The 22,159-nt window shown below is 61.0% G+C and carries 20 protein-coding genes; 2 read left to right on the plus strand and 18 right to left on the minus strand.

Annotated elements, in window-relative coordinates; all coding sequences use genetic code 11:
- Positions 1-89 precede the first annotated feature (89 nt).
- The 18 genes from HMPREF3149_RS01390 to HMPREF3149_RS01475 all read right to left on the minus strand — a co-directional run bounded on the left by HMPREF3149_RS01390 (position 90) and on the right by HMPREF3149_RS01475 (position 20,217).
- Positions 90-515 carry a cell division protein SepF gene (locus HMPREF3149_RS01390; RefSeq protein WP_042531544.1) on the minus strand — a complete coding sequence of 142 codons (426 nt, stop codon included), beginning with the start codon at positions 513-515 and terminating at the stop codon, positions 90-92.
- A 68-nt stretch (positions 516-583) separates the two neighbouring features.
- Positions 584-1,288 (minus strand): YggS family pyridoxal phosphate-dependent enzyme, encoded by a 705-nt coding sequence (locus HMPREF3149_RS01395; protein WP_070535992.1) that lies wholly within the window; start codon positions 1,286-1,288, stop codon positions 584-586.
- 4 nt (positions 1,289-1,292) lie between these two features.
- Complete coding sequence (pgeF, locus tag HMPREF3149_RS01400) at positions 1,293-2,033, minus strand: peptidoglycan editing factor PgeF (protein WP_070535994.1); 741 nt, start codon at positions 2,031-2,033, stop codon at positions 1,293-1,295.
- A gap of 24 nt (positions 2,034-2,057) precedes the next feature.
- Entirely contained in the window at positions 2,058-3,413 is a 1,356-nt protein-coding gene (ftsZ, locus tag HMPREF3149_RS01405) for a cell division protein FtsZ (protein WP_042531550.1), read from the minus strand.
- 207 nt (positions 3,414-3,620) lie between these two features.
- On the minus strand, positions 3,621-4,280 hold the full coding sequence (locus tag HMPREF3149_RS01410) for a cell division protein FtsQ/DivIB (RefSeq protein WP_070535997.1): 660 nt from the start codon (positions 4,278-4,280) through the stop codon (positions 3,621-3,623).
- Entirely contained in the window at positions 4,273-5,763 is a 1,491-nt protein-coding gene (gene murC / locus HMPREF3149_RS01415) for a UDP-N-acetylmuramate--L-alanine ligase (RefSeq protein WP_070536000.1), read from the minus strand. Before murC ends, HMPREF3149_RS01410 begins: the two co-directional genes overlap by 8 nt.
- A 39-nt stretch (positions 5,764-5,802) precedes the next feature.
- Positions 5,803-6,876 (minus strand): undecaprenyldiphospho-muramoylpentapeptide beta-N-acetylglucosaminyltransferase, encoded by a 1,074-nt coding sequence (gene murG / locus HMPREF3149_RS01420; protein ID WP_070536003.1) that lies wholly within the window; start codon positions 6,874-6,876, stop codon positions 5,803-5,805.
- A 29-nt stretch (positions 6,877-6,905) separates the two neighbouring features.
- On the minus strand, positions 6,906-8,366 hold the full coding sequence (locus HMPREF3149_RS01425) for an FtsW/RodA/SpoVE family cell cycle protein (RefSeq protein ID WP_070536006.1): 1,461 nt from the start codon (positions 8,364-8,366) through the stop codon (positions 6,906-6,908).
- Positions 8,367-8,381: 15 nt separating this feature from the next.
- On the minus strand, positions 8,382-9,773 hold the full coding sequence (gene murD / locus HMPREF3149_RS01430) for a UDP-N-acetylmuramoyl-L-alanine--D-glutamate ligase (protein WP_070536009.1): 1,392 nt from the start codon (positions 9,771-9,773) through the stop codon (positions 8,382-8,384).
- Positions 9,770-10,882: a phospho-N-acetylmuramoyl-pentapeptide-transferase gene (gene mraY, locus HMPREF3149_RS01435; RefSeq protein ID WP_070536011.1), complete on the minus strand. Its 1,113-nt coding sequence runs from the start codon at positions 10,880-10,882 to the stop codon at positions 9,770-9,772. The genes murD and mraY overlap by 4 nt, the downstream gene beginning before the upstream one ends.
- Before the next feature lie 23 nt (positions 10,883-10,905).
- Entirely contained in the window at positions 10,906-12,438 is a 1,533-nt protein-coding gene (gene murF, locus HMPREF3149_RS01440; protein ID WP_070536014.1) for a UDP-N-acetylmuramoyl-tripeptide--D-alanyl-D-alanine ligase, read from the minus strand.
- A complete protein-coding gene (locus HMPREF3149_RS01445) occupies positions 12,435-14,027 on the minus strand; it encodes a UDP-N-acetylmuramoyl-L-alanyl-D-glutamate--2,6-diaminopimelate ligase (protein WP_083280733.1) in 1,593 nt (530 codons plus the stop codon). Before HMPREF3149_RS01445 ends, murF begins: the two co-directional genes overlap by 4 nt.
- Before the next feature lie 74 nt (positions 14,028-14,101).
- Positions 14,102-15,970, minus strand: coding sequence for a peptidoglycan D,D-transpeptidase FtsI family protein (locus tag HMPREF3149_RS01450; protein WP_070536016.1), 1,869 nt, complete (start codon positions 15,968-15,970; stop codon positions 14,102-14,104).
- Positions 15,971-16,274: 304 nt separating this feature from the next.
- Positions 16,275-17,051 carry a cell division protein FtsL gene (locus tag HMPREF3149_RS01455; RefSeq protein WP_246819910.1) on the minus strand — a complete coding sequence of 259 codons (777 nt, stop codon included), beginning with the start codon at positions 17,049-17,051 and terminating at the stop codon, positions 16,275-16,277.
- A gap of 50 nt (positions 17,052-17,101) precedes the next feature.
- The gene (gene rsmH, locus HMPREF3149_RS01460) at positions 17,102-18,145 is read right to left on the minus strand and encodes a 16S rRNA (cytosine(1402)-N(4))-methyltransferase RsmH (protein WP_256366401.1); all 1,044 of its coding nucleotides are present in this window, start codon (positions 18,143-18,145) and stop codon (positions 17,102-17,104) included.
- A 168-nt stretch (positions 18,146-18,313) separates the two neighbouring features.
- Positions 18,314-18,748, minus strand: coding sequence for a division/cell wall cluster transcriptional repressor MraZ (gene mraZ, locus HMPREF3149_RS01465; protein WP_010190539.1), 435 nt, complete (start codon positions 18,746-18,748; stop codon positions 18,314-18,316).
- A gap of 493 nt (positions 18,749-19,241) precedes the next feature.
- Positions 19,242-19,640, minus strand: a complete 399-nt coding sequence (locus tag HMPREF3149_RS01470) for a DUF3040 domain-containing protein (protein ID WP_070536021.1) — start codon at positions 19,638-19,640, stop codon at positions 19,242-19,244.
- A 133-nt stretch (positions 19,641-19,773) separates the two neighbouring features.
- On the minus strand, positions 19,774-20,217 hold the full coding sequence (locus HMPREF3149_RS01475) for an SAV_6107 family HEPN domain-containing protein (protein WP_070536023.1): 444 nt from the start codon (positions 20,215-20,217) through the stop codon (positions 19,774-19,776).
- Between the two features lie 232 nt (positions 20,218-20,449).
- Here HMPREF3149_RS01475 and HMPREF3149_RS01480 point away from each other — a divergent pair, with 232 nt between their 5' ends.
- A complete protein-coding gene (locus HMPREF3149_RS01480; protein ID WP_042531575.1) occupies positions 20,450-21,034 on the plus strand; it encodes a GNAT family N-acetyltransferase in 585 nt (194 codons plus the stop codon).
- 32 nt (positions 21,035-21,066) lie between these two features.
- Positions 21,067-22,158: a polyprenyl synthetase family protein gene (locus HMPREF3149_RS01485; RefSeq protein ID WP_070536025.1), complete on the plus strand. Its 1,092-nt coding sequence runs from the start codon at positions 21,067-21,069 to the stop codon at positions 22,156-22,158.
- Position 22,159 lies beyond the last annotated feature (1 nt).

Raw genomic sequence — 22,159 nt, forward strand, 5'->3', positions numbered from 1 at the left:
GCTTCGCCATAAAACGCCGAAAGCCACCGTTATCACCTTCTCCTGAAGCCAACACGGAGAAGCGGGATAACGGCGGCGGGCGAGATTCGTTAGCGCAGGTGTGCGGCGCGCTCCAGCTCCACTGTGGAGATGTCAGCACCCTTCGGCACGATCGCGAAGACCTTACGGCTGGTGTCAACACCCTTGGTGAGGTTCTTCATGCGGCCCTCCAGCGCGAAGCACAGACCAGCTGCAAAGTCGACGAAGCGCTTGGCAGATCCGCGGTCAGCGTCGGTGAGCTCGAAGACAACGGCGTCTCCGTCGCGGAAAGGGCCACCGACCTTGGCGGCATCGTCGAAGGAAACGAGCGACAGGGCCACGATGGTGGGAACGAATTCCTCTTCCTGCTTCTCGTAGGACGGTGCCGTGTACGACGGAGCATTGTAGGTGCGCTCATCGGCGTAGTAGGCGTCGTCGGCGTCCATGTCCATCGGGCCTAGCCCGAAGAACTCCTTGGTCCTATCAATCAGTGACATTCTGGGTCTCCCTCTGACCTAGTTTTCTGTGAGATTAGTGTCTTTGAAATGCGCTTTTGCGATGTCACTTAAACTACTGGCCGTGGTCCCATAATTCCGGTTCCGACACGCACGATATCGGTTCCAGATTCAATTGCTGCCTGCATGTCTGCACTCATTCCAGCAGAAAGTTTCAGTGAGCGTCCAAGCTGCTCGGAGGTGTCCTCCACAAGCCCTTTGACCCGCGTGAAAACCTCGGCTGGCTCACTGTCTAACGGAGGGACAACCATGAAGCCTTGAAGGTCGAGATTCTCTAGCTCTTCCACAATCGTCACCAATCCTGAAACCTGTTCAAGAGGGCAGCCACCACGGGCGGTGTCGGCGTCGGCGGAGACCTGAATGAATACCGGTAGGGTCCCCTTGCGCTGGCCACGCTCCTGGGCCAGGGCCACGCCGCGGTCGAGGGCGCGGGCGAGTTTCTCAGAATCCAGCGAATGCACGCTGTGTGCCCAGCGCGCAACATGATTGGCCTTCTTGGTCTGGATCTGACCGATCATGTGAAAATGCACGTCAGGCAGTTCTTCAGCCTTGGCTCTGGCCTCTTGCTCGCGGTTTTCCGCAACATCGGTGATGCCCAGCTGTGCAAGCAGAGCGATGTCCCCTGCGGGGTGGAATTTGGTGACGGGCAAAAGCTGCGGTGCCTCGCGCCCGGCCGCTTCGGAAAAACGCTGGATATCGGCACAGGTACGTTCGAGTCCAGCGCGAAGTTCGTCGAGTCGGTTCTGCTCAGTCATGTCGTTATCCTTCCAGCCAAATCACGCCCGCTTGGCGTCCTGTGACGCCATCACGGCGATAAGAAAAGAATTCAGTATCCTCAATCGTGCAGCGCGGATCGGATTCAATAGCGGTTATCCCGAGTTCCATAAGCTGGCGCACGAGACCTGCACGAACGTCGATACCCCATGTTCCCTTCGTTGTGCGCGTGAGGGAACCGGGCAAGTGCTTCTCGACGTCCCTCGCCATCTCCTCCGGCACCTCATAATTCCGCCCCGCGGCGGCCGGCCCCATAAGCACCTGCATGGTCGACGGGGAGGCTCCGAGCTCCATCATGGTGTTGACGGTATTTCGGACAATGCCGTTGCGTGCGCCTAGGCGCCCGGCGTGGGCGGCTCCGATGACGCCTGAGGGGACGTCGACAAGCAGCACCGGTGTGCAATCAGCGACGAGAACTCCGAGGCCGAGACGTTTCTCCGTGGTAACCAGTGCGTCTGTCGCTTCTACCGGGGTGTTCACGCCGCGGCACTCTGCACCTACACGGGTGACTGTGTTGGTGTGCAACTGCTCCATCCAGACAATGTCCTCAAGACCAGTGGCCCGCAGGAGACGCGCTCGGTTCGCGGCGACGGCGTCAGGGTCATCGCCGACGTGATCCCCAAGGTTGAAAGAGTCATACGGAGATGACGATACCCCGCCGGCACGGCTGGTAAATACCATGCGGACGGGGCGCTTCGATGGGTGTGCTTCCTCGTTTACTGGCATGCACTCCAGAGTAGCGGGCTGCGACTAGCGCATGAAGGAGGGCACGTCGAGATCGTCATCGCCGTCATCGTCGAAACCGCGGGAGCGGCGCTCATCCGGACGGGAGAGGCGGTAGTCGTCACGGCCCTCACGCTCCTCGCGGCGGAAACGGTCAGAGCTGGTGAACAGGCCACTGGACGGAGCCGGCTCGGATGGCTGTTCGCGCTCGTAGGAATGGCGCGGTGCGTACTCCTCACGTTCGATGCGCTCCGCTCGCGGAGCCTCAGCGCGCTGCGGCTCGGAACGGGTGTACTCCTCGCGTGGGGCTTCGGCACGGGAGGCAGCGGGAGTCTCCTGCTGTGCCTCGCCGCGGTTCTCAAAGAGGGAACCCGGGCGAGCAGCCGGGGTAGCCTGCTGGCCGTGGCCGGTGTGCGCAGGCTGCGTCGTCATGTTGGCCTGGGCATCAAAGCCGGTGGCAATGATGGTGACACGGACCTCGTCGCCAAGGTTGTCATCAATGATGGTGCCGAAGATGATGTTCGCATCCTCGTCGGCGCGCTCCTCAACCATGGACGCAGCGGCGTTGACCTCGTGGAGGCCCAAGTCGGAACCACCAGCGATGGAGAGCAGCACGCCTTTGGCGCCTTCCATAGTGGATTCCAGAAGCGGAGAGTTAATGGCCTGTTCGGCGGCGTTAAGGGCGCGGTTATCGCCGCGGGCAAAGCCGATGCCCATGAGCGCAGAACCGGCATCTGACATCACGGAGCGCACGTCCGCAAAGTCGACGTTGATCATGCCCGGGATGGTGATGAGGTTGGTAATACCCTGAACACCGTTGTGGAGAACCTCATCGGCAGCGCGGAAGGCCTCGACGATGGACAGCTCCTCACCACCGAGCTGCATGAGGCGATCGTTCGGGATAACGATGAGGGTATCGCAAACCTCGCGAAGCTCCTCGATGCCGGCCATCGCCTGACGGGTGCGGCGAGCGCCTTCGAACTTAAACGGACGGGTAACAACGCCGACGGTGAGGGCACCCATCTTTTTCGCGATGGACGCGACGACCGGGGCGGCACCGGTGCCGGTGCCGCCACCCTCGCCGGCGGTGACGAAGACCATGTCGGATCCCTGAAGAGCATCCTCAATCTCGGTCTTGTGATCCTCGGCCGAGGTCTTGCCTACCTCAGGGTTAGCGCCTGCACCGAGGCCGCGGGTGGCCTCGCGGCCGATGTCGAGCTTGGTGTCCGCGTCGGAGAAAATCAGCGCCTGGGAGTCGGTATTGATGGCGACAAACTGGACTCCCTTGAGCCCTTCTTCGATCATGCGGTTGACAGCGTTGACACCGCCGCCGCCGACGCCGACGACTTTGATGTCCGCGAGGTTGTTGCTAGATGAGATCATACGAGGGTCTCTTGCCTTTCGAATAAGGGTTTATATGTAAACGAGGAGGCGCCCCTAACCGTGAGAGGCGGTTACATCCATCTTTAACGACAAGACGGTTATTTGGGCGCACATTTTGCCGCGTGTCGGTACCCTCAACCTCTACTTTAGGGTTGCTGACGTGCGGTTTTATTAACAGGCGCCCCACCCGTCCCACCGGCGACGGGCTTAGCGTCGAGTCACCAACGCTGGATTAGAAATATTCCAGGATTCGCCCTCCAACTGGAGCACATCCTCGAACGCAATGGCCTTGTTCGCATTGTCCTCGGCAGCGCCCCAAAAGACAGTTTTGCCATCATCAGTGACGAAGGTGAGCGAATAGGTGTCTTTAATCTCGAGGGTTTTTACCTTCGCACGCACGTCAGCCGGAAGCGCTGACATCGCTTCAACGGCGGCCTGCATTTCCGGGGAGCCCGATTCCGTATGCCCAGTGAGTTCAATGGCCTCGGCCGGCGGGGTGTCCTCAGCAAATTCCTTGCCTTCATCATCCACCAGCACAGTGCGGCCGCCATCCTTGACGTAGGCCACGGCTTCGTGCTCGACGACGTTCACGTGCACCGTGAACGGGAACGCGCGCGATACCGTCGCAGACTCTATCCACGGCAACGAGGCCACTCCATGCGCCGCCTGGCGGGCGTCCAACCGCACCAAGTTCGAGCCGGTAGCCACGCCACTCGCCTGCTCAACCTCCTCTGCAGTCACGTGTTCGGTTCCCTCCACCTCAAAGGACTTCACAGTGAGAATGGGAAACAGCCATACTGCGGCCACCGCCACAAGTGCCACGAGGAAGACCACACCGACGGCAAGTACCCCTGACTTTTTAGACATCCTGGCCCTTTACCGCCGACGACGCTTCTTCGACATCTCCACGCTGCTCCAGCTCAGTGAGAATTTCCCCCGCCACGTAGGTGATGGTTCCAGCACCAATCGTGAGCACCACATCGCCGGGCTGCGCCAAAGAAATGACGTCGCCTGCGGCCTCAGAAAAGTCCGGCTCAAAGATAACCGGCATGTCCTCCGGCATCTTGTCAGTGATGATGCGGGAGGTGATTCCCTCAACTGGCTGTTCGCGGGCACCGTAGATGTCGAGGACCACGGCGGCGTCGGCAAGCGCGAGGGCGTCCGCAAACTCCGCGTCAAATTCCATCGTGCGGGAGTATAGGTGTGGTTGGAAACAGGCGATGACGCGAGCGCCCTCGCCCTCCGCCTCTACCTTGGAACGCGCAGCCGTGAGCACCGCGGCGACCTCCGTCGGGTGATGCGCGTAATCATCAAAGACACGGATTCCGCCCTGTGAACCGCGGTACTCGAAGCGACGGCGCACGCCTGTAAAGTCCGTCAGCCCCTCAGCCAGCTCAGCCGGATCGCCTCCCGCCAACGCACCAGCCAGCAACGCAGCGGCAGAGTTGAGCACCATGTGGTGCCCAGGAACGTGGAGGTCATAGGTGAGTTCTTGCGAGGGGACGCCGGGAAGCGCCAAGCGCACACGCACGTGCGCACCCGCCGCCGACACAGACTCTTCCACTATCTCAACACCACATGGCAGCGAAGATTCAGTGCGCGCGCCGTAGCCCAACACCTGGATTCCGCGCTCAACCGCGCGCTCACCGGTGGCCACGGCCTGTTCATCTTCAAGGCACACCACGAGGTAGCCGCCGTCCACGATGCGATCGGCGAAGTCATCAAAAACCTGGTAGTAGCTCTCCGCCGTACGGAAATAGTCCAGGTGATCAGGCTCGATATTGGTAATCACGGCCACGGTCGGGCTATAGCGCAGCAGTGAGGCGTCGGATTCGTCCGCCTCCGCAACGAAGGCATCACCGGTACCGCCATGCGCGTTAGTGCCCGCACGGTTGAGCTGTCCACCGATGGCGAAAGACGGGTCCATGCCCGCGTGCTGCATCGCGTTGACCGCCATCGACGTCGTGGAGGTCTTGCCATGCGTGCCGGCGAGCAGGACCTGGCGGTGGCCCGCCATGATCTCCGCAAGCAAATCAGAGCGACGAATCACCGGAATTCCTGCCGCACGGGCAGCAGCCAGTTCTGGGTTATCCTGCGGAATCGCCGCAAATGAGGTCACCACCACCGTGGGTTTCTCGCCGGCCAGCTCGAGGTTCTCCGCCTTGTGCCCGATGGCAATCGTGGCACCCATGGTGCGCAGCACCTCCACGGCGGTGGACTTCTTAACATCCGAGCCCGTCACCACCGCACCGCGGGTAACAAGAATGCGCGCCAAACCGGACATACCGGAGCCGCCAATACCCACGAGGTGAACACGGGACAGGTCAGTGGTAGCAGGAGTTGCAGTCATGGTGAAAATCCTTCATTCGTGGGGGGAAGAGAGATAGACCTAGCCGCGCACGCTCGACGCAATGCGGTCCGCGATCACGGCGGCAACATCACCAGCCGTGCTGGCGTTAGCTGCCGCTCGCATCGATGCCAAGGTAGCAGGATTGTCAAGAATAGCTCGCACCTCATCGATGAGGCGCTCAGGGGTTAGTTCGGCGTCCGGAATCTGAACAGCTGCACCAGCCTCCACGAGCTTGCGAGAATTGAGCGCCTGCTCGCCGTTACCGTGTGGGAGCGGAACATACACGGCTGGCAGACCTGCCGCGGATACTTCGGCGACAGTCATCGCACCCGAGCGGCACACCATGAGGTCAGCCACGGCCAGCGCGCCCGCCATGTCATCGATGTACGGCACCGGTACGTAGTTCTCGCGCTCTGCTGGTTTCTCGTTCTTCTTGCCATAGGCGTGAAGAACCTGGAAATCCCGCGTGAGGTTCTCGATCGCCCCGGCCACAGCCCGGTTAATGCTCACCGCCCCCTGCGAGCCTCCTGTCACCACGATCGTGGGACGGTCATCCCCCAGGTTCCAGTTCGTGCGCGCGGCCATGGCCGCGGAACCATCCGGATCCTCACCAAGCCCGGGGCGCACCGGAATACCGAGAACCTCACCGGGCATACCAGAACCTTCCTGCGCGTTGAAACCAGTTCCACCGAGACGCACGCCCAGCTTGTTAGCCATGCCGGCCAACGCGTTAGTCTCTAGAACAAAAAAGGGAATGCCTAAGGACTTTGCTGCGAGATAGGCTGGGGCGGCGACATAGCCGCCGGTGCCGAAGACGGCGTCGGCAGCAACGTCCTTGAGCACCGCGCGAGTCTCCCGTACGGACTTCGCAACGCGCCACGGCAGTTTGGCCGCGTCAGCATTAATCTTGCGCGGCACCGGCACTGGGGTAATCATGCGCAAGTCAACACCGCGCGCCGGAACAATGTCTCCTTCTAGGCCACGCGGGGTCCCCAAAGCAGTCACCCGCGCGCCGTGGCGCTGGCGTAACTCCTCCCCCACTGCGAGCGCTGGTTCAATGTGTCCGGCAGTGCCGCCACCTGCGATGACGACGGAAATTGGCGTGGCATTCATGCACTACAGGCTACCAGCGCCGCCCGCGGCTACCGGCGCTCGCCGCGCCGACGCTCCGGAGGCGCCTCCTGCCGTGGGACGCGCCGGCCTGTCACCGCACGGCCGAAGCGCTCCTCGCGGCTGCGCTCTGTTCGGCGCTGAGGCCGCGGGCGTTGGCCACGCTGACCGCGCTGGCCACGTGGCCCCTCCGCGCGCTCACGATCCGCTCGGTGCGCGCCACCTCGACGCTCATTCGGCGGGGTCGGCTCCGGGATGAGGAAGATGCGGTCGAAAAGCGGACGCCCAAAGTTCTGCATGGCGGATACCTGCATCGGCTCGTGGCGGGCGACGTTACACAGCAAGCCCATTGAACCAATGGTAATGATTGCCGCGGTACCACCAGCAGAAATCATCGGCAGCTGAATACCCGTCACCGGCAACACGCCAATGACATAGCCGATGTTGATGAAGGCCTGCACCACCACGCCGACGGACAGCGTCGCAGCAAGCAAAGATTGGAACTGGTCTTGGGCTCGCTTGGCGGTGCGCAGACCAAAGTAGCCGAGGACCGCGAAGAGGCCGATCACCAATGCACCGCCCCACAAGCCGAGCTCCTCACCGATAATGGCGAAGACAAAGTCATTCTTAGCCTCGGGCAGGTAGAACCACTTGGCGCGGGATTGACCAAGGCCGACGCCCCAAAAGCCGCCGTCGGCAAGCGAGAGGAAGCCCTGATACGCCTGGAAACCTGTGCCTTGCGTGTCCTCGATGTTGCCGCGCAAGGCGTCGAAGTAGGTCTGGAAGCGGTGCGAACGGAAACCACCGGCCAGAAAAACAGTAGCCATTCCGATGACGCCGAAGACACCAACGACGGTGGGCACGCGCCAGTCCACACCTGCGAAGATGAGGGTAAAGACCACGACGAGGGCCAAGGATACGCCCATGCCCAAGTCACCCTGCGCGACAATGAGCACGAACATGATGCCCGCAATAATGGAGTACATCATGAAGGGATCGGTCAGGCGCATCGATCGATGTGTTTTATCCGCGAGCGCGGAAGCGCCGTACATGCCCACAGCGACGCGGGCGAACTCAGACGGCTGGAAGGCAACACCACCCGGCAGCATGATCCACGACTGCGAACCCACCTGCGCGCGGCCGGTACCGATGCCAGGAATGAGCACAAGGATAAGCAAGATAACCGCGAGGCCAAGGAACCACGGCACTAAAGCTCGCAGCGTGCGCGGCGATATGCGCAGTCCAATCCAGAAGGCCACCAGGCCTGCAGCCACAAGGATGCATTGGCGGAGGGCGGCGGACCACGGACTGTCGTTCTCAGAAAGCGAGGTGGCCATGGACGAGGAAAAGGCCATGAGTACGCCAATGCCGATGAGCGAGAAAATGGCGATGCGTAGCATCTGATAATCCAGCCCGGGGAAGGCACGGACGCGCTCGCGGATATCGCGCGCGCGATGGCCCAGCGTGCGGGGTGGCTTCTGGGTAGTGGTCACGGCGAGTGCTCCTGTTTAGCGGGCGAGACGGCGGGCGGCGGCGGCAAACATATCACCGCGCTGGCTCATTCCGGTGTACATATCCAACGATGCCGCAGCCGGGGCCAAAAGTACGGTATCGCCGGTGTCGGCGTGTTGCAGGGCAGCCGCAACAGCATTATCCATCGCGGCCTGGGGGTCATGGCTATCCACGAGCACGATGGGCACATGGGGTGCTGCCTTCGTGAGTGCCTGTGCGAGCAGGTGCTTGTCGACGCCCACCAGCACCGCCGCCTTCAGTCTCGCAGCGTGAGTGCGCAGCAGCTCGCTGACGTCAGCGCCTTTAAGCTGGCCACCGGCTACCCACACCACGGAGTCAAGGCCACGCATGGCAACTTCTGCTGCATGGGGATTGGTGGCCTTTGAATTGTCGATGTAGGTCACCCCGGCATGCTCGTGCACGATTTCACCGCGGTGCCCAGCCACCACATAGGACGCGAGGCCCTCGGTGATGGACTCTGCCCGTGCCCCGGCAAGAGCAGCCACAGCTGCGGCCGCGGCTGCATCGAGCACGCCGGCCAGACCGGCCGGTTGGAGGGTGGTGACATCGTCAACGACAGTCGCCGTCATCCCCGCGACTCCATTGATGAATAAGCCACCGGCGCGCACTCCGACGTCACCAAGCGCAGGCTCCGTATGGCTAAACGCCGTGGCGTTCCTGTCCCCTACCAGGGCAACGACGTGCTCATCATCTTTGCCGTACACCGCGTGGGTGCTGGTGAGAATCCTCGCCTTGTCCGCTGCATAGGCGTCAAAGGAACCATGCCAGTCAAGGTGATCATCGGCTAGGTTAAGCAGCGCGCCGACCTCCGGGCGCAGCTCCGACGACCAGTGCAGCTGGAAGGAGGAAAGCTCTGCCACGAGGATGTCCACTCGCGGCTCAGCCGCTAGGGCATCGAAAGGCGATACACCGATGTTGCCTACCGCCTGGGAGCGCAGACCTGAGCAACGTTCATCTGCAGCCATGATGGCCGCAAGCATGCCCGTGGTGGTGGTTTTGCCGTTGGTGCCCGTGATGGCTAGCCAGCGGCGCGGGACACCGAACACCTCAGCGCGGTCGAGGCGGTAGGCCAACTCGACGTCTCCAATGACCTCGAGACCGGCATCAGAAGCGCGCGCCAGGAGCGGAGAATCGGGGCGCCAACCCGGCGAGGTGACAACGAAGGAATACTCATCGAGGGCGACCGCGTCGGTATCCGCCGTGGCTACGCCCAGCTCGGACTCAATGCGCGCGCGGGACTCCGCGTTGCCGTCGGCCACGGTGATATCGACTCCGAGGCCAGCGAGCACCGCCGCGCAGCCGCGGCCGGAAACGCCTGCCCCGGCGATGAGGACACGGCCGTCAAGAAACTCGGGACGCGGGCTCATGCGCTCAGGCCAATTCCGGCAGCGGTGAGCCAGTCACCGTAGAAGATTGCCACGCCAGCCATGGCCGCCATTGCAGCCAGAAGCCAGAAACGAACCACAACGGCGGTTTCGGCCCACCCACCGTTTTCGAAGTGGTGGTGGATAGGCGCCATGCGGAAGAAGCGCTTGCCGGTGGTGCGGAAGACCACAATCTGAATAACCACCGACACCGTCTCGATAACGAACAGCGCTCCGATGACAATCATGAGCAGCTCGGTGCGGCTGGCCACGGAGATGCCCGCCACGAGGCCACCGAGGGCCAAGGAGCCGGTATCGCCCATAAAAATCTTGGCCGGTGCGGCATTCCACCACAGGAAGCCCAGGCAACCGCCAAGACCCGCAGCGGCTAGTACGGCTAAGTCGAGTGGATCGCGCACCTGATAGCAACCAGCGGTGAATTCATTCGCACAGGAGTAGCGGAACTGCCAGAAGGTCATGAGCGAGTAGGAGCCCATGACGATAGCGGTCACACCTGCCGCCAAGCCATCGAGGCCATCGGTCAGGTTGACGGCATTGGACCACGCGGCGATGAGGATGTACATGAAGATGAGAAACACAATGGTTCCCACCACCGCACCACCGACGGCGAGGTCAAAGGTCTTGAGGTCACGAGTAAAGGACAGCTTCGTAGACCCCGGGGTCAAGCCCTTCTCGTTGGGAAAACGCAGGATAAGGAAGCCGAAGAGAAGAGAAAGCACAAGCTGGCTCACCAGCTTGGCGGTCTTGTTGAGACCTAGATTGCGCTTCTTGAACAGCTTAATGAAGTCATCGGCAAATCCCACTGCACCAAGCCCAAGTGTTAGCCCGAGGACCAGCACACCGGAGGCGGTGAAACCCACATGTCCGGTGAACATTCCGTAGAACCCCACAACAAGGTAGGCAACCAAGATGCCCGCCAAGATGGCCAAGCCGCCCATAGTGGGTGTACCGCGCTTGCGGAGGTGCGACTTAGGGCCGTCCTCGCGAATTTCCTGACCGCGGCCAGCGTCGGAGAAATACCGAATCAGTACCGGGGTGGTGAAGATCGCAACGAGGAAGCTGACCACACCAGCGATGATGATCTGAGTCACGTGCTTGAAGTCCTTTCTAGCGGCTAGCTGTGGTTCAGCTCTTCCGCGACCAACCAGAGGCGTTGGGCATTAGAGGCCTTAACCAAGACCACGTCCTTGACGCTGCGGCTGGCCCAGTCATCGACCCCTGCTGGGGCCGCGCGCAAGATACCATCGACCGCCTTCGCAGCCGCAGAAGCATCGGCGCACACCACTGTATTTATACCTTGCTGCGCAGCCGCCTCCGTCATCGCCCGGCAATTGGCGCTCTCCCCCACGCCGATGAGGTGCTCGACGTGGTATTTGGCCAGTACCTCTCCCAGCTGACGGTGCGCTGCTTCGGCATCAGAGCCGAGCTCACCCATCTCACCAAGGACGGCGATGGCCCGGGCACCCGGACGTGCTGCGGCAGTATAGGCCAACGCTGCGATGGCCGCCCGCATGGAATCCGGATTGGCGTTGTAGGAATCATCGATGACGGTGACACCATCACGGCGGGTACGCACATCCATCCGGTGTTCTGAGGCGTTGCGGTGACCCGAGAGCGCACCGGCGACGGTGTCTGCTGACAGGCCCAGCTCAATCGCTGCGGCCGCTGCAGCCAACGCATTGGAGACTTGGTGGGAACCGAACACCTGGAGCTTGACTTCTACTGGCTCAGCCCCGGGGCTGTGGAGGGTGAAGGAGGGGCGGGCGACGTCGTCAAGCTCAATGTCCGTGGCAAAGTACTGCGCTGCCGGTGCACCTCCGCGGCGGTTCTCCGTGGAGTAGTAAACAACCTTGGCTGCTGTGCGCGGAGCCATGGCAGCCACGAAAGGATCATCGGCATTGAGGACGGCAACTCCACCGTCATCAGCGCTCGGAAGAGCTTCAACGAGCTCTCCCTTGGCTTTCGCAATGTTTTCCCGGGAGCCGAACTCGCCAAGGTGCGCGGAGCCAACATTGAGCACCACGCCAATACGCGGAGAAGTGATGTCGGTGAGGTGGCGGATGTGGCCGATACCGCGTGCGGACATCTCCGCAACGAGAAATTGGGTGTGCTCATCACAGCGCAGGGCGGTATAGGGCAGCCCGATTTCGTTGTTGAAGGAGCCCGGCGGCGCAACGGTCTCCCCCACAGTGCGGAAAATGGTGGCGATGAGATCCTTAGTTGAGGTCTTGCCGGCGGAACCGGTGACGCCCACAATGTTGAGCTTATTCTGGGAAAGACGCTGGGTCACCGCACGGGCGATTGCGGAAAGCGCGGCGACAACTGCTGCGGCCGAGCCATCCTCATCGTTGGCGTAGATGTCCGCGTTGGCACCATCGCCTTCGACTCGACCGCGAGGTTCAACGATGATGGCGGGCACGCCCACCGGACGCGCAGCCAAGACAGCTACGGCGCCCTTGTCGATGGCCGTCTCCGCAAAGTCGTGCCCATCGACGCGTGCACCGGGCAACGCTACGAAGAGCCCGCCCGGAGTAACCTTGCGGGAATCAAACTCGACGAACCCAGTGACCTGAGCGTCTGGGTTCTCAACGTTGTCGAGGCGACCGCCGGTGATCTGAGCAATTTCGGTGAGGCTGAGGGCGATCATGCATGCTCCTTGGGCTCGTTCTGCTCCTGCGGCAAGGTGTGAGATTTCTTATCGTTGTCACCGTACCGCGCGGAAGCGCCATCCGCGCTCTGTCGAAGGACCTCGTCGAGGGCACGAGCCATCTCTTCGCGGTCATCGAAGTGATGCATGGTGTCGCCGATGAGCTGCCCCACCTCGTGGCCCTTGCCCACGACGATGACGGCATCACCTGGCTGCGCCCACGCCACAACTTCATCGATCGCCTTGGCGCGAGAATCAGCTTCACGGATATCTCCGTCTGGGTTGGCCTCGCGGGCGCCCTTGATAACCGCGGCACGGATAGTGGCCGGGTCTTCGGTACGGGGATTGTCATCAGTGACCACGGTTAGGTCAGCGCGTTCTGCCGCAGCGGCCCCCATAAGCGGGCGCTTGGAGGAGTCACGGTCTCCGCCCGCGCCGACGACGATGCCGATACGGCCGCTGGTTCCCTCCAACTGACTGCGCAAGGTGTCAAGAACAGCGGCGATGGCGGCGGGCTTGTGGGCGTAGTCAACGACAGCCACGAAGTCTTGCCCACGGTCGATGCGCTCCATTCGACCCGGAACAGCGACCTTTTCGACGCCTTCGAGGAAAGTCTGGGGATCAAGCCCGATAGCCGCCGCCATGCCGGTGGCAAGGGCAGCGTTGGCGATGTTGAACTCGCCGGGCATCGGCAGGCGGAAGTCATAGGACTGACCACTGGATGCGACGCTCAGTGTGACCTGCTGAGCACCGGTGGCCTCCGTAGCGATCTGGCGTGCGGTGATGTCAGCGCTACCGTGCGTTGCCACTCGCGTGAGCGGCAGCGCCGCGGCACGCTCAGCCATACGAGCGCCCCAGTCATCATCGACACAGATGACGGCGCGGTTGGCGGCCTGGGGTCCGTCGAAAAGCGCTGCTTTAGCCTCGAAATAATCCTCCATTGCGGGATGGAAATCGAGGTGATCCTGGCTCAGATTGGTGAAACCACCCACGGCGAACGTCGTGCCGCGCACTCGGCCTAGCTCCAAAGCATGGGAGGAGACCTCCATGACCACGTGGGTTACGCCCTCTGAGACCATGCGGGCGAACAATTCCTGAAGCGTCGGGGCTTCCGGAGTGGTCAGTGTGGTGGGAACGGGTTCGCGATTGATACGAGTACCCGTAGTTCCAATGAGCCCCACGGAATACCCCGCGTGGAGAAGGCCTGCTTCAAGCAGATAGCTCGTGGTTGTCTTGCCCGAGGTACCCGTCACGCCGAGAATGGTGAGATTTTCCGTAGGATGCTCATAAATTTCCGCTGCAACAAGGCCGAGAATGGCGCGAATATCCTCCACAACAAGAACGGGACGCGATTCTCCCGCCGAGGCAAGAAGGGCCTGGCCTTCCTCATCCGTGAGGATGGCGGCTGCCGGAGTATCAGCGGCATAGCGTGCTCCGTGCACACGGGTTCCAGGCAGCGCGGCGAAAAGGCCGCCAGGTGCCAGCTTCGCAGAGTTCAGGCCGCAGGAGTCCACGGTAACCGAGGCATCCCCGATCACCCGACCTCCGGCAATCTCCGCTAGGCGTTCAAGGCTGATGCTGCTTGTCACTGTGTTTCCTTTGCTTTCTGTTTTCTCTTTGGCTCTGAAATTCTGTGAGTAAATCGTGGTGTTGAGGTGGGCATTTACTCAGCGCGCATCGTTAGCTGGGGCGCCGGCGGTGAGGGCGGGATGTTATCGCGGTTGAGCAGCCAGGCGGCAATGTCGCTGAACACGGGAGCTGCAGACTGCCCTCCAGAACCGTCGTCATTGACGCCGGATTCGGGTTCGTCGAGCATGATGGCGACGACGAAACGGGGGTCGTCGGCAGGGGCAATGCCTGCAAACGTGATCCAGTATTTGGAGTTGGAGTAGGCACCGGTCTCCTCATCGACCTTCTGCGCGGTACCTGTCTTACCGGACAGCTGGTAGCCCTCAATCTGGGCGTTGCCGGCAGTACCGTTATTGATGCCTAGCTCGTCTGATTGGAAGACGGCTCGGAACATGTCGACCACAGTCTCCGCGGTTTCTGGGCTCACGACCTGAGTGGTCTCTGGCTCGTCCAGCTCTTCCTTGGTGCCATCCGGGCCGGTGATGGAATCAATAATGCGGGGCTCAATCCGCTCGCCGTCATTGGCTAGTGTCTGGTAGACCGAAGCCAGTTGCAAAGCTGTCCATGATTGTCCCTGACCGATAGGCAGGTTAGCGAACGTACCGCCCGACCACTGGGAGCGTGCCGGAACAAGGCCAGGCGACTCATTGGGAAGCTCAATACCCGAGGTCTGGCCGAGTCCAAATTTTTTCAGGTACTCAGCGTAAGTGTCTTGGCCCAAACGATCCGCCAACATCAGCGTGCCCACGTTCGATGACTTACCAAAAATACCGGTGGTGGTGTATGGCTCAACGCCATGCTGCCACGCATCGTTAACGGTAACGCCCGCCATATCGATAGAACCAGGAACCTGATGAACCTCGTTGGGGTCAGTGAGGCCTTCCTCGATAGTCGCAGCGGCGGTGATGATTTTCGCCACGGAGCCTGGTTCGAAGGGGTGCGAGATGCTGCGGTTGTCAAAGGTCTTATTCTTCTCCAGCTGCTTCTCAATGTCCTTATTCGGATCAATAGTGCCCGTATTCGCCATAGCGAGAACTTGTCCCGTTGCAGCATCAAGAACCACAGCTTCAGCACTCTTGGCCTTCGAGTTCGCCTTTGCCTTTTCCAGCTTCTGCTGGACGTAGGTCTGGAGATCGAGATCAAGGGTCAAGGTGACGTTCTTACCGTCAGTGGTCGGCACCTGGTCACGGAGGGTGCCGGGGATGACCTGGCCGCTTGCGGAGACATCCTCGGTCGAACTGCCGTCGATTCCTGTCAACGTGGTGTCACCCGAGGCTTCGAATCCGAACTGGCCTTGGCCGTCCATAGACACTTTGCCGATGACATTCTCCGCAATCGACCCATTGGGGTATTGGCGAATCTGCTGCTCATCCGCAGCTAGTCCGTGGTACTGCTCAGAGATCGTCACCGCAACATCCGGATCAACGTTACGAACGAGAACCTCGTATTGGGTATCGGCGCGGAGCTTATCCATGATCTGCTCCGAGTCCACATCACCCGCGTCAATGCCCGCATCCTTGAGCATCCGTGGGATCCCCTCAGACATGTCGGTGAGGCGCTCGGTGACCTTGTCATCGAGGAACTTTTCCTTGGCATCAGGGGCGAGACCTGCGTACTCAGCGGTATCAGCGGCTTCGAGCTTTTCCTGCTGGCGCAGTTCATCACGCAAACGAGTCGGTGACACCGTAAGCGAGCGGGCCCGCATGGTGTAGGCAAGGCGCTGGCCTTCACGGTCAAGAATTTCGCCACGGCCGGCAGTGTCGATGTACACACGCGTGCGTTGGGCTGCTGCCTTAGCCGCTAGGTCAGGGCCCCACACAATCTGTACCCAAGCGAGTCGGCCCATCCACGCCACCATGACCACGAGGAGTAGCGAGGCAACGACGTGCACACGGCGCCGCATGGTCTTCTGCTGGCTCAAGACAGGTTTACCCGTGCGTGGTTGCCTGTCACGTGTGGCAGGGATGACCCTGTCGGCGTCGTATCGCTGCCGTGGCTGGTGTGCTGTGCCGCGCGGCTGGGCGGCACGGGCCGTGGAAGGGCGCCTCGGGCGCCGGCCACCGGAGTGTGGTGGAGTCACACGTCACCTTTCTTTCTGCAGCGAATGGGCTAGGTTCCCCCACCGCGGACGGCGGGCGTACTTACACCCGAATTCTGCCCTATGATCACCGCGCGCCCGCGCAGGCACGCGCGGGCAGCCGCGGAATCTAGCCGCGGGCAGCGTAGGGAGCTTGCGCCGGGATGTCCGGCAGCTCCACGGCACCGTCGGCCGGGGCTGACTCCTCCGGGTGGGTCTCTTGGCCAGCTGGCGCTTCCTGCTCAACGTCCTCACCGCGCGGTACACCGTTGTGGAGGTTCGGGCGGGCGTTGAGGTTGTCTGACATGTTGGCCGTTGCATTCGGGTCACTGGAGGCGCGGCCCGGACGGACTGGTTCACCGTTAACGTCGACGACGGATTCCATCTCCGGGGTCGCTTCGCGCTTTTCCTGAACCTTTCCTTCACCGTCAGCCTCGACGATGCCTGGCTGTACCGGGATACCCATTTTGGCCTCGTGCGCACGGCGGGCAACGTCAGAAGAAGAACGAACATTCTCAAGGTCGCGGTTCAAGGTTTCCAGCTGATTGTTCAAGGTGGACTCGTGAGCCGTTAGTTGCTGAATCTTAAAGGTCTGAGAGGTCGACAGACCCGACAGCCACATCGCTCCCACCACTCCGGTGATGAGCAGCGCGATAGCGATAACAGAGAGTCGCGCAAAAAGACCGTTGTTCTTCGGCTTGTGAACGACGCGGCGACCGCGGTTGCTCACTACTTGTTTAGAACCGAGACGGCTTCCACGCAGACCTTCGCTCTTACGGCGAGGAGGCACCGTGCTGCGGTGCGGAGAGCGGCTCGGCAACGGAGTCGTGCGGCGTCCTCGTTCGAGCAGCGCGGTTCCCTGACCGGCGTGGTCAGATCCGGTGGTGAAATCGCGGCTGGCACCCATGGTGGGGATCCTCTCGTGGTGGGGGGATGGGACTGTGCGGTCTCGTAGCGTCATGATTTTCCTCCCGGGTCATGGAAAGAGGGCGTTCCCTCGACTCGCTCGAGAGCCCGTACTCGAACTGAGGCGGCCCGCGAGTTCTCAGCTATCTCGTCCTCGCTGGCCTTCTCAGCACCGCGCGTCACGATGGAAAAGTGAGCGGCGGTACCGGGGAGATCCATCGGCAGGCCAGCCGGAGTTGTTGAGGTGCTGAGCTCCTTGAAGGCCTGCTTCACAATGCGATCCTCGAGGGACTGATAGCTCATGAACACCGCACGCCCACCCACGGCGAGTGCATCCGTAATGACCGGGATGACATTCTCGATGGCCTCGAGTTCGCGGTTGACCTCCACGCGAAGTGCTTGGAAGGTGCGTTTAGCTGGGTGACCACCGGTACGACGAGTGGCAGCTGGAATTACTGCGTACAGAAGCTCAACCAAGCGCGCAGACGTAGTAAACGGTTCTTTTTCTCGCTCCTTGAGGACTGCAGAAGCAATCTTTCCGGCGAAGCGCTCGTCACCATATGTTTTGAGTACACGGGCCAAATCCCCGTGGCTGTAGGTGTTTAGAATGTCTGCAGCCGTGATCCCCTGGCTTGGATCCATGCGCATATCCAATGGCGCATCCGTCTTGTACGCAAAGCCACGGTCAACCTGATCCAGCTGCATGGAGGACACCCCCAAATCAAACAGCGCACCGGCCACTCCATGCTCGCGTGCGATGGCAAAAATCTCATGGTCGCCGCGCGCAATTGCACCACCAACGTCATCAAAGCGAGCGTTGACGCCGATGAAGCGGTCCGGAAAGGCGGAGAGGCGCTGTGATGCAGCGCCTAGCGACGCCCCATCCCTGTCCACACCAATAATGCGCACTGAGGGGAACTCATGAAGGAAGTATTCGCTGTGGCCACCCGCACCGAGCGTGCCGTCCACGATGATGGCGTTGTCCCCCAGTGCATCGACGGCAGGCGCCAGCAACTGCGCCATGCGCGCACGCATTACTGGTACGTGTCCGTGGTTTTCTTTTACGTCGTAGGTGATGTTCTCATCCTGTGCCACAGCCCGCTGTCCCCCTCTCTTAAGGCGCCTGAGTTCGCTGTCTGGTTTGGTCGATAAGAATCGAGTGCGTATAGGGCCCTGTCCGAGGAAGGCTTCTGATATCGGGGAAGTACACCAGATCATCCTCCTCGGGCAGAGTCCGTACACGCACTCTCGTTATTCCAGCCTCTACAAAAGGCCAGCTAGCACGTCATCGGCATCTGCCGCCGAATAAGCGTCTTCAGTTTGCGCCTGGTACTCAGCCCATGCAGCTGCGTCCCAGATTTCGAGGAAGTCAACCGAGCCAACAACCACGCATTCCTTGGTGAGGTTTGCGTACTCGCGGTGCCCCGCGGATAGCGTGATACGTCCGTGCCCGTCGGGGCGCTGTTCGTCCGCACTTGCTGCCAAGTTACGAATGAACGCACGCGCGTCCGGGTTGGTGCGTGACACAGCCGCTGCTTTCCGAGCTCGTGCCGCGAACTCCTCTCGCGGGTAGACCGCGAGCGAATGATCCTGCCCTTTGGTGACCATCAGGCCACCGGCCAGCTCTTCACGAAACTTCGCCGGAAGCGTAAGCCGCCCTTTGTCGTCGAGCTTGGGAGTGTAGGTACCGAGAAACATCCCGGGTCCACCTTCCTGTCACTCGAAAACTCCGGATTCCTCTTGCGACAAGAGAGCAATTCTCCTCCGCTATGCCCCACTCTACCCCACTTTCCCCCACCTACCACACCTTAGAAGCGAATTACACGGGCGTGTCTTTCTATAACCCCAGATAAAAGGCATTGTTTTCAGTGGGGGGAATTCCCCGGCACCCCCTTGACAGACTACCCATTGCACCCCATCCACCCCCTCGGTAACACTCACCACTTTGAGAGCTCTATCCCCTTCCCCCACTCGCGAAAGGCTCTTCCTGCACTTTCCGACGCTCTTCTCCCCATCCACCCCCGCGAAAGCGCTCGCCATCCCCAGAGTTCAATGCCAGGTGGGGCAAAGTGGGGAATGTGGGGCAAAGTGGGGGATCTAGGCAAAACAAAAGCGCCGCACCTCTCTGCATGCGATGACAGAAGCCATCGCCGCAAAGTGGTGCGGCGCCTCACCGAAAGAGCTAGCGCATTTAGCGCTCCTCGAAACGGCGGCGGAAGTTATCCTCCAAGCGGTTACCCATTCCGCCATTCTTCTTTTTTGATTGCTTAGCGCGCGAAGGATATGCCGCGGCAGACACTAACGAACCCTCCGCGTTGCCACGAAGCATCCACACGCCTGCACCGAACATCACAAGGAAGCCAAGCACGGACAAGGCGATGAACCAGAGCGACTGCTGCGCCAAAGCGATGCCCCCAACCATCATGCATAAACCAACGACGACGAGGGCCACACCGCGGAGAGTAATGGCACCGGTTCCTCCCCCGAAGGAGGAATCACCGGATACAGACGCACCAAAGTCAGGGTCGTTGGCCAGCAACGACTGTTCAATTTCACGCAGCGCTTGCTGTTCTTGCTCAGAAAGGGCCACAGCGTCCTCCGTACTAGGTTGCAGGTAGTTGGGGTCTAATTTTAGGGGGTTATATCTCTACAACGTCAAGAGTAGCGAGATAGTTCCCGCAAAGACAGTTCACCCCTGGCACCCCTTCCTGCAACCTCCAACACTAAGCCGCAAGACCGCCAAAACCGAGTTCGGATTCTGTTACATCCACGTAGCGAGCAGCAAGTGCCAAGTACTCATAAACAGCATCCTCACCGGGCACCGGATCCAGCCCCGACGCCACACGGGAACGCACGCGCGAGTAATCCTTAAACTCCGCAGCCCACTGAGCATCCGCGGGGCCAATGAGAGCCACCTGCTCCCAGGCAGACGACGGCAAACGGCGACGACGCGCGACCGTCGATGCTGCCACACGTGCACCCGCAGCGCGCAGGGACGCGCGATACGCCATTTCCAGCGCATCCTCTAGGCGCCCGCGGGCGGCACTCTTGCGGGCATCTGCGAGCAAATCAAGAGCCTGCCCCATAAAACGATCGCGACGCACACTCTGCAGTGCCTCCCGGTTGCGGCTCCGCGCTGCCGCCGTTGCTGAAATTACCTGCGCCATGACCACTCCTCCTTGAACATCTCGCTCGCAAACATCACGCTTGCCTTGTCTGTTGCGGCTCACTGTAGAACCACCTCTGTACATCCATCACCAAGTTTAGCTCACATGTTCGATCATAGCAATGGTTTAAGCACATGACAGTAAAGACTTTTCGAACACATAAAGGATAGCCAACGTCACTCGTTTTCCGCTTTACTTTCGTGTTCGATGAGGATCTGCTGTTATTAGAACCGTGAGTTATACGCTGCGCCGCTTGAGCCCCCAAGAGTTCGCCATTGCCCTCCCGCAACTGGTGGACATCTACATCGAGGCAATGAATTATTCGCCGGGCTTGCGTGACCAGTCCATCGCCCGCTGGCGGTCCGATGCCATCCGCCCAGGATTCTCCTGCGTGGTAGCAACGACCGAACATGGAATCTCTGGCTTTGCCTACGGCTTCCTAGGTTCTCCTGATACATGGTGGGACCGGCAGCTTCGCCGAGCTCTCATGACCAGGGGTGGCCCTACCCCGGAACAAGAAGACGTGCTGCACAACTACTACGAGCTCGCTGAGATCCATGTCCGCCCAGGGGAACAAGGCCACGGGCTCGGGCACAGCATCCTCGATGCCTTCGCGTGGAACCTTCCAGCTCGCTACATCCTTCTATCCACCCCAGAACATTCGACCGAATCTAACTCGGCTTTCCGCCTCTACCGGAGGATGGGTTTTACTGACTTTCTCCGTCAGCTCTACTACCCCGCTGATTCCCGCCCCTTCGCCATCCTTCAATCCTCCGTGCCACTTAACCCCGTCGAGGCCACCCAGCCTGGCGCTTAACCCCCGTGCCCCTGCCAGGTATCGTGGCAAGTGTGACTGAACCGAAGATTCCTTCCTTGGACGACATTCCCGGCGCTGTACGCGACGAGCTCGCGCAGTTTCTCGCCGGCCAACGTAGTGCCATCGCCGCTATTGGCCAGCCAGTAACCAACGCCATCTCCTACCTGGAATCCTTTGTCCTCGACGGCGGAAAGCGCATCCGCCCGCTCTACGCCTGGGCAGGGTTTGTCGGCGCACGTGGCCTCGAGGGGCCAGAATCTCCCGACGCTATGCTGCGTGCAGCCTCATCGTTGGAATTCATCCAGGCCTGCGCACTTATTCACGATGACATCGTGGACGCATCTGATACCCGGCGCGGTAATCCGACGGTCCACCGGGGCGTCGCCAAGCGGCACCGCGACTTGGGCTTGGGCGGTGACTCGGATTTCTTCGGCCAATCCCTGGCCATCCTCATCGGTGACATGGCGCTGGTGTGGGCGGAGGACATGCTCCAGGACTCCGGCTTGAGTCCGGAGGCGCTTGCCCGTGTGCGCGACCCCTGGCGGGGGATGCGTCGAGAAGTCATTGGCGGCCAGATGCTGGATATTTCCCTCGAGGCAGAAGGCTCTGAGGACGCCTCCCTGGCGGATTCGGTGAACCGATTCAAGACGGCCGCCTACACCATTGAGCGTCCCCTCCACCTTGGTGCTGCCGTCGCGGGAGCTTCCGACCAGCTCATTGCTGCTTTCCGCGGCTATGGACATGACATCGGCATTGCCTTCCAGCTGCGTGATGACCTGTTGGGGGTCTTCGGTGACCCCGCCGTGACAGGAAAGCCGGCCGGAGACGATCTTCGTGAGGGCAAGCGCACCGTCCTGCTCTCCCTTGCACTGCAGCGCGCGGATGAATCCGACCCCGCTGCGGCCGCCGAGCTACGTCGCCTTATTGGGCAGACTGAGGATCCCCAAGAGATTGCGCGCATGGCGGAAATTATTGAGGCCTCGGGGGCACCGGACGTCGTCGAGCAGCGCATTAGTGACCTCACCCGCTCGGGCCTGGCGCATCTCCACGATGCCCCCGTCTCTCCTGAAGTCACTACGACCTTGGAAGAGCTCGCTCGCAAGTCCACGGCTCGTCGGATGTAGC

The sequence above is a fragment of the Corynebacterium sp. HMSC05E07 genome, from assembly GCF_001807225.1.
GTDB lineage: Bacteria > Actinomycetota > Actinomycetes > Mycobacteriales > Mycobacteriaceae > Corynebacterium > Corynebacterium singulare.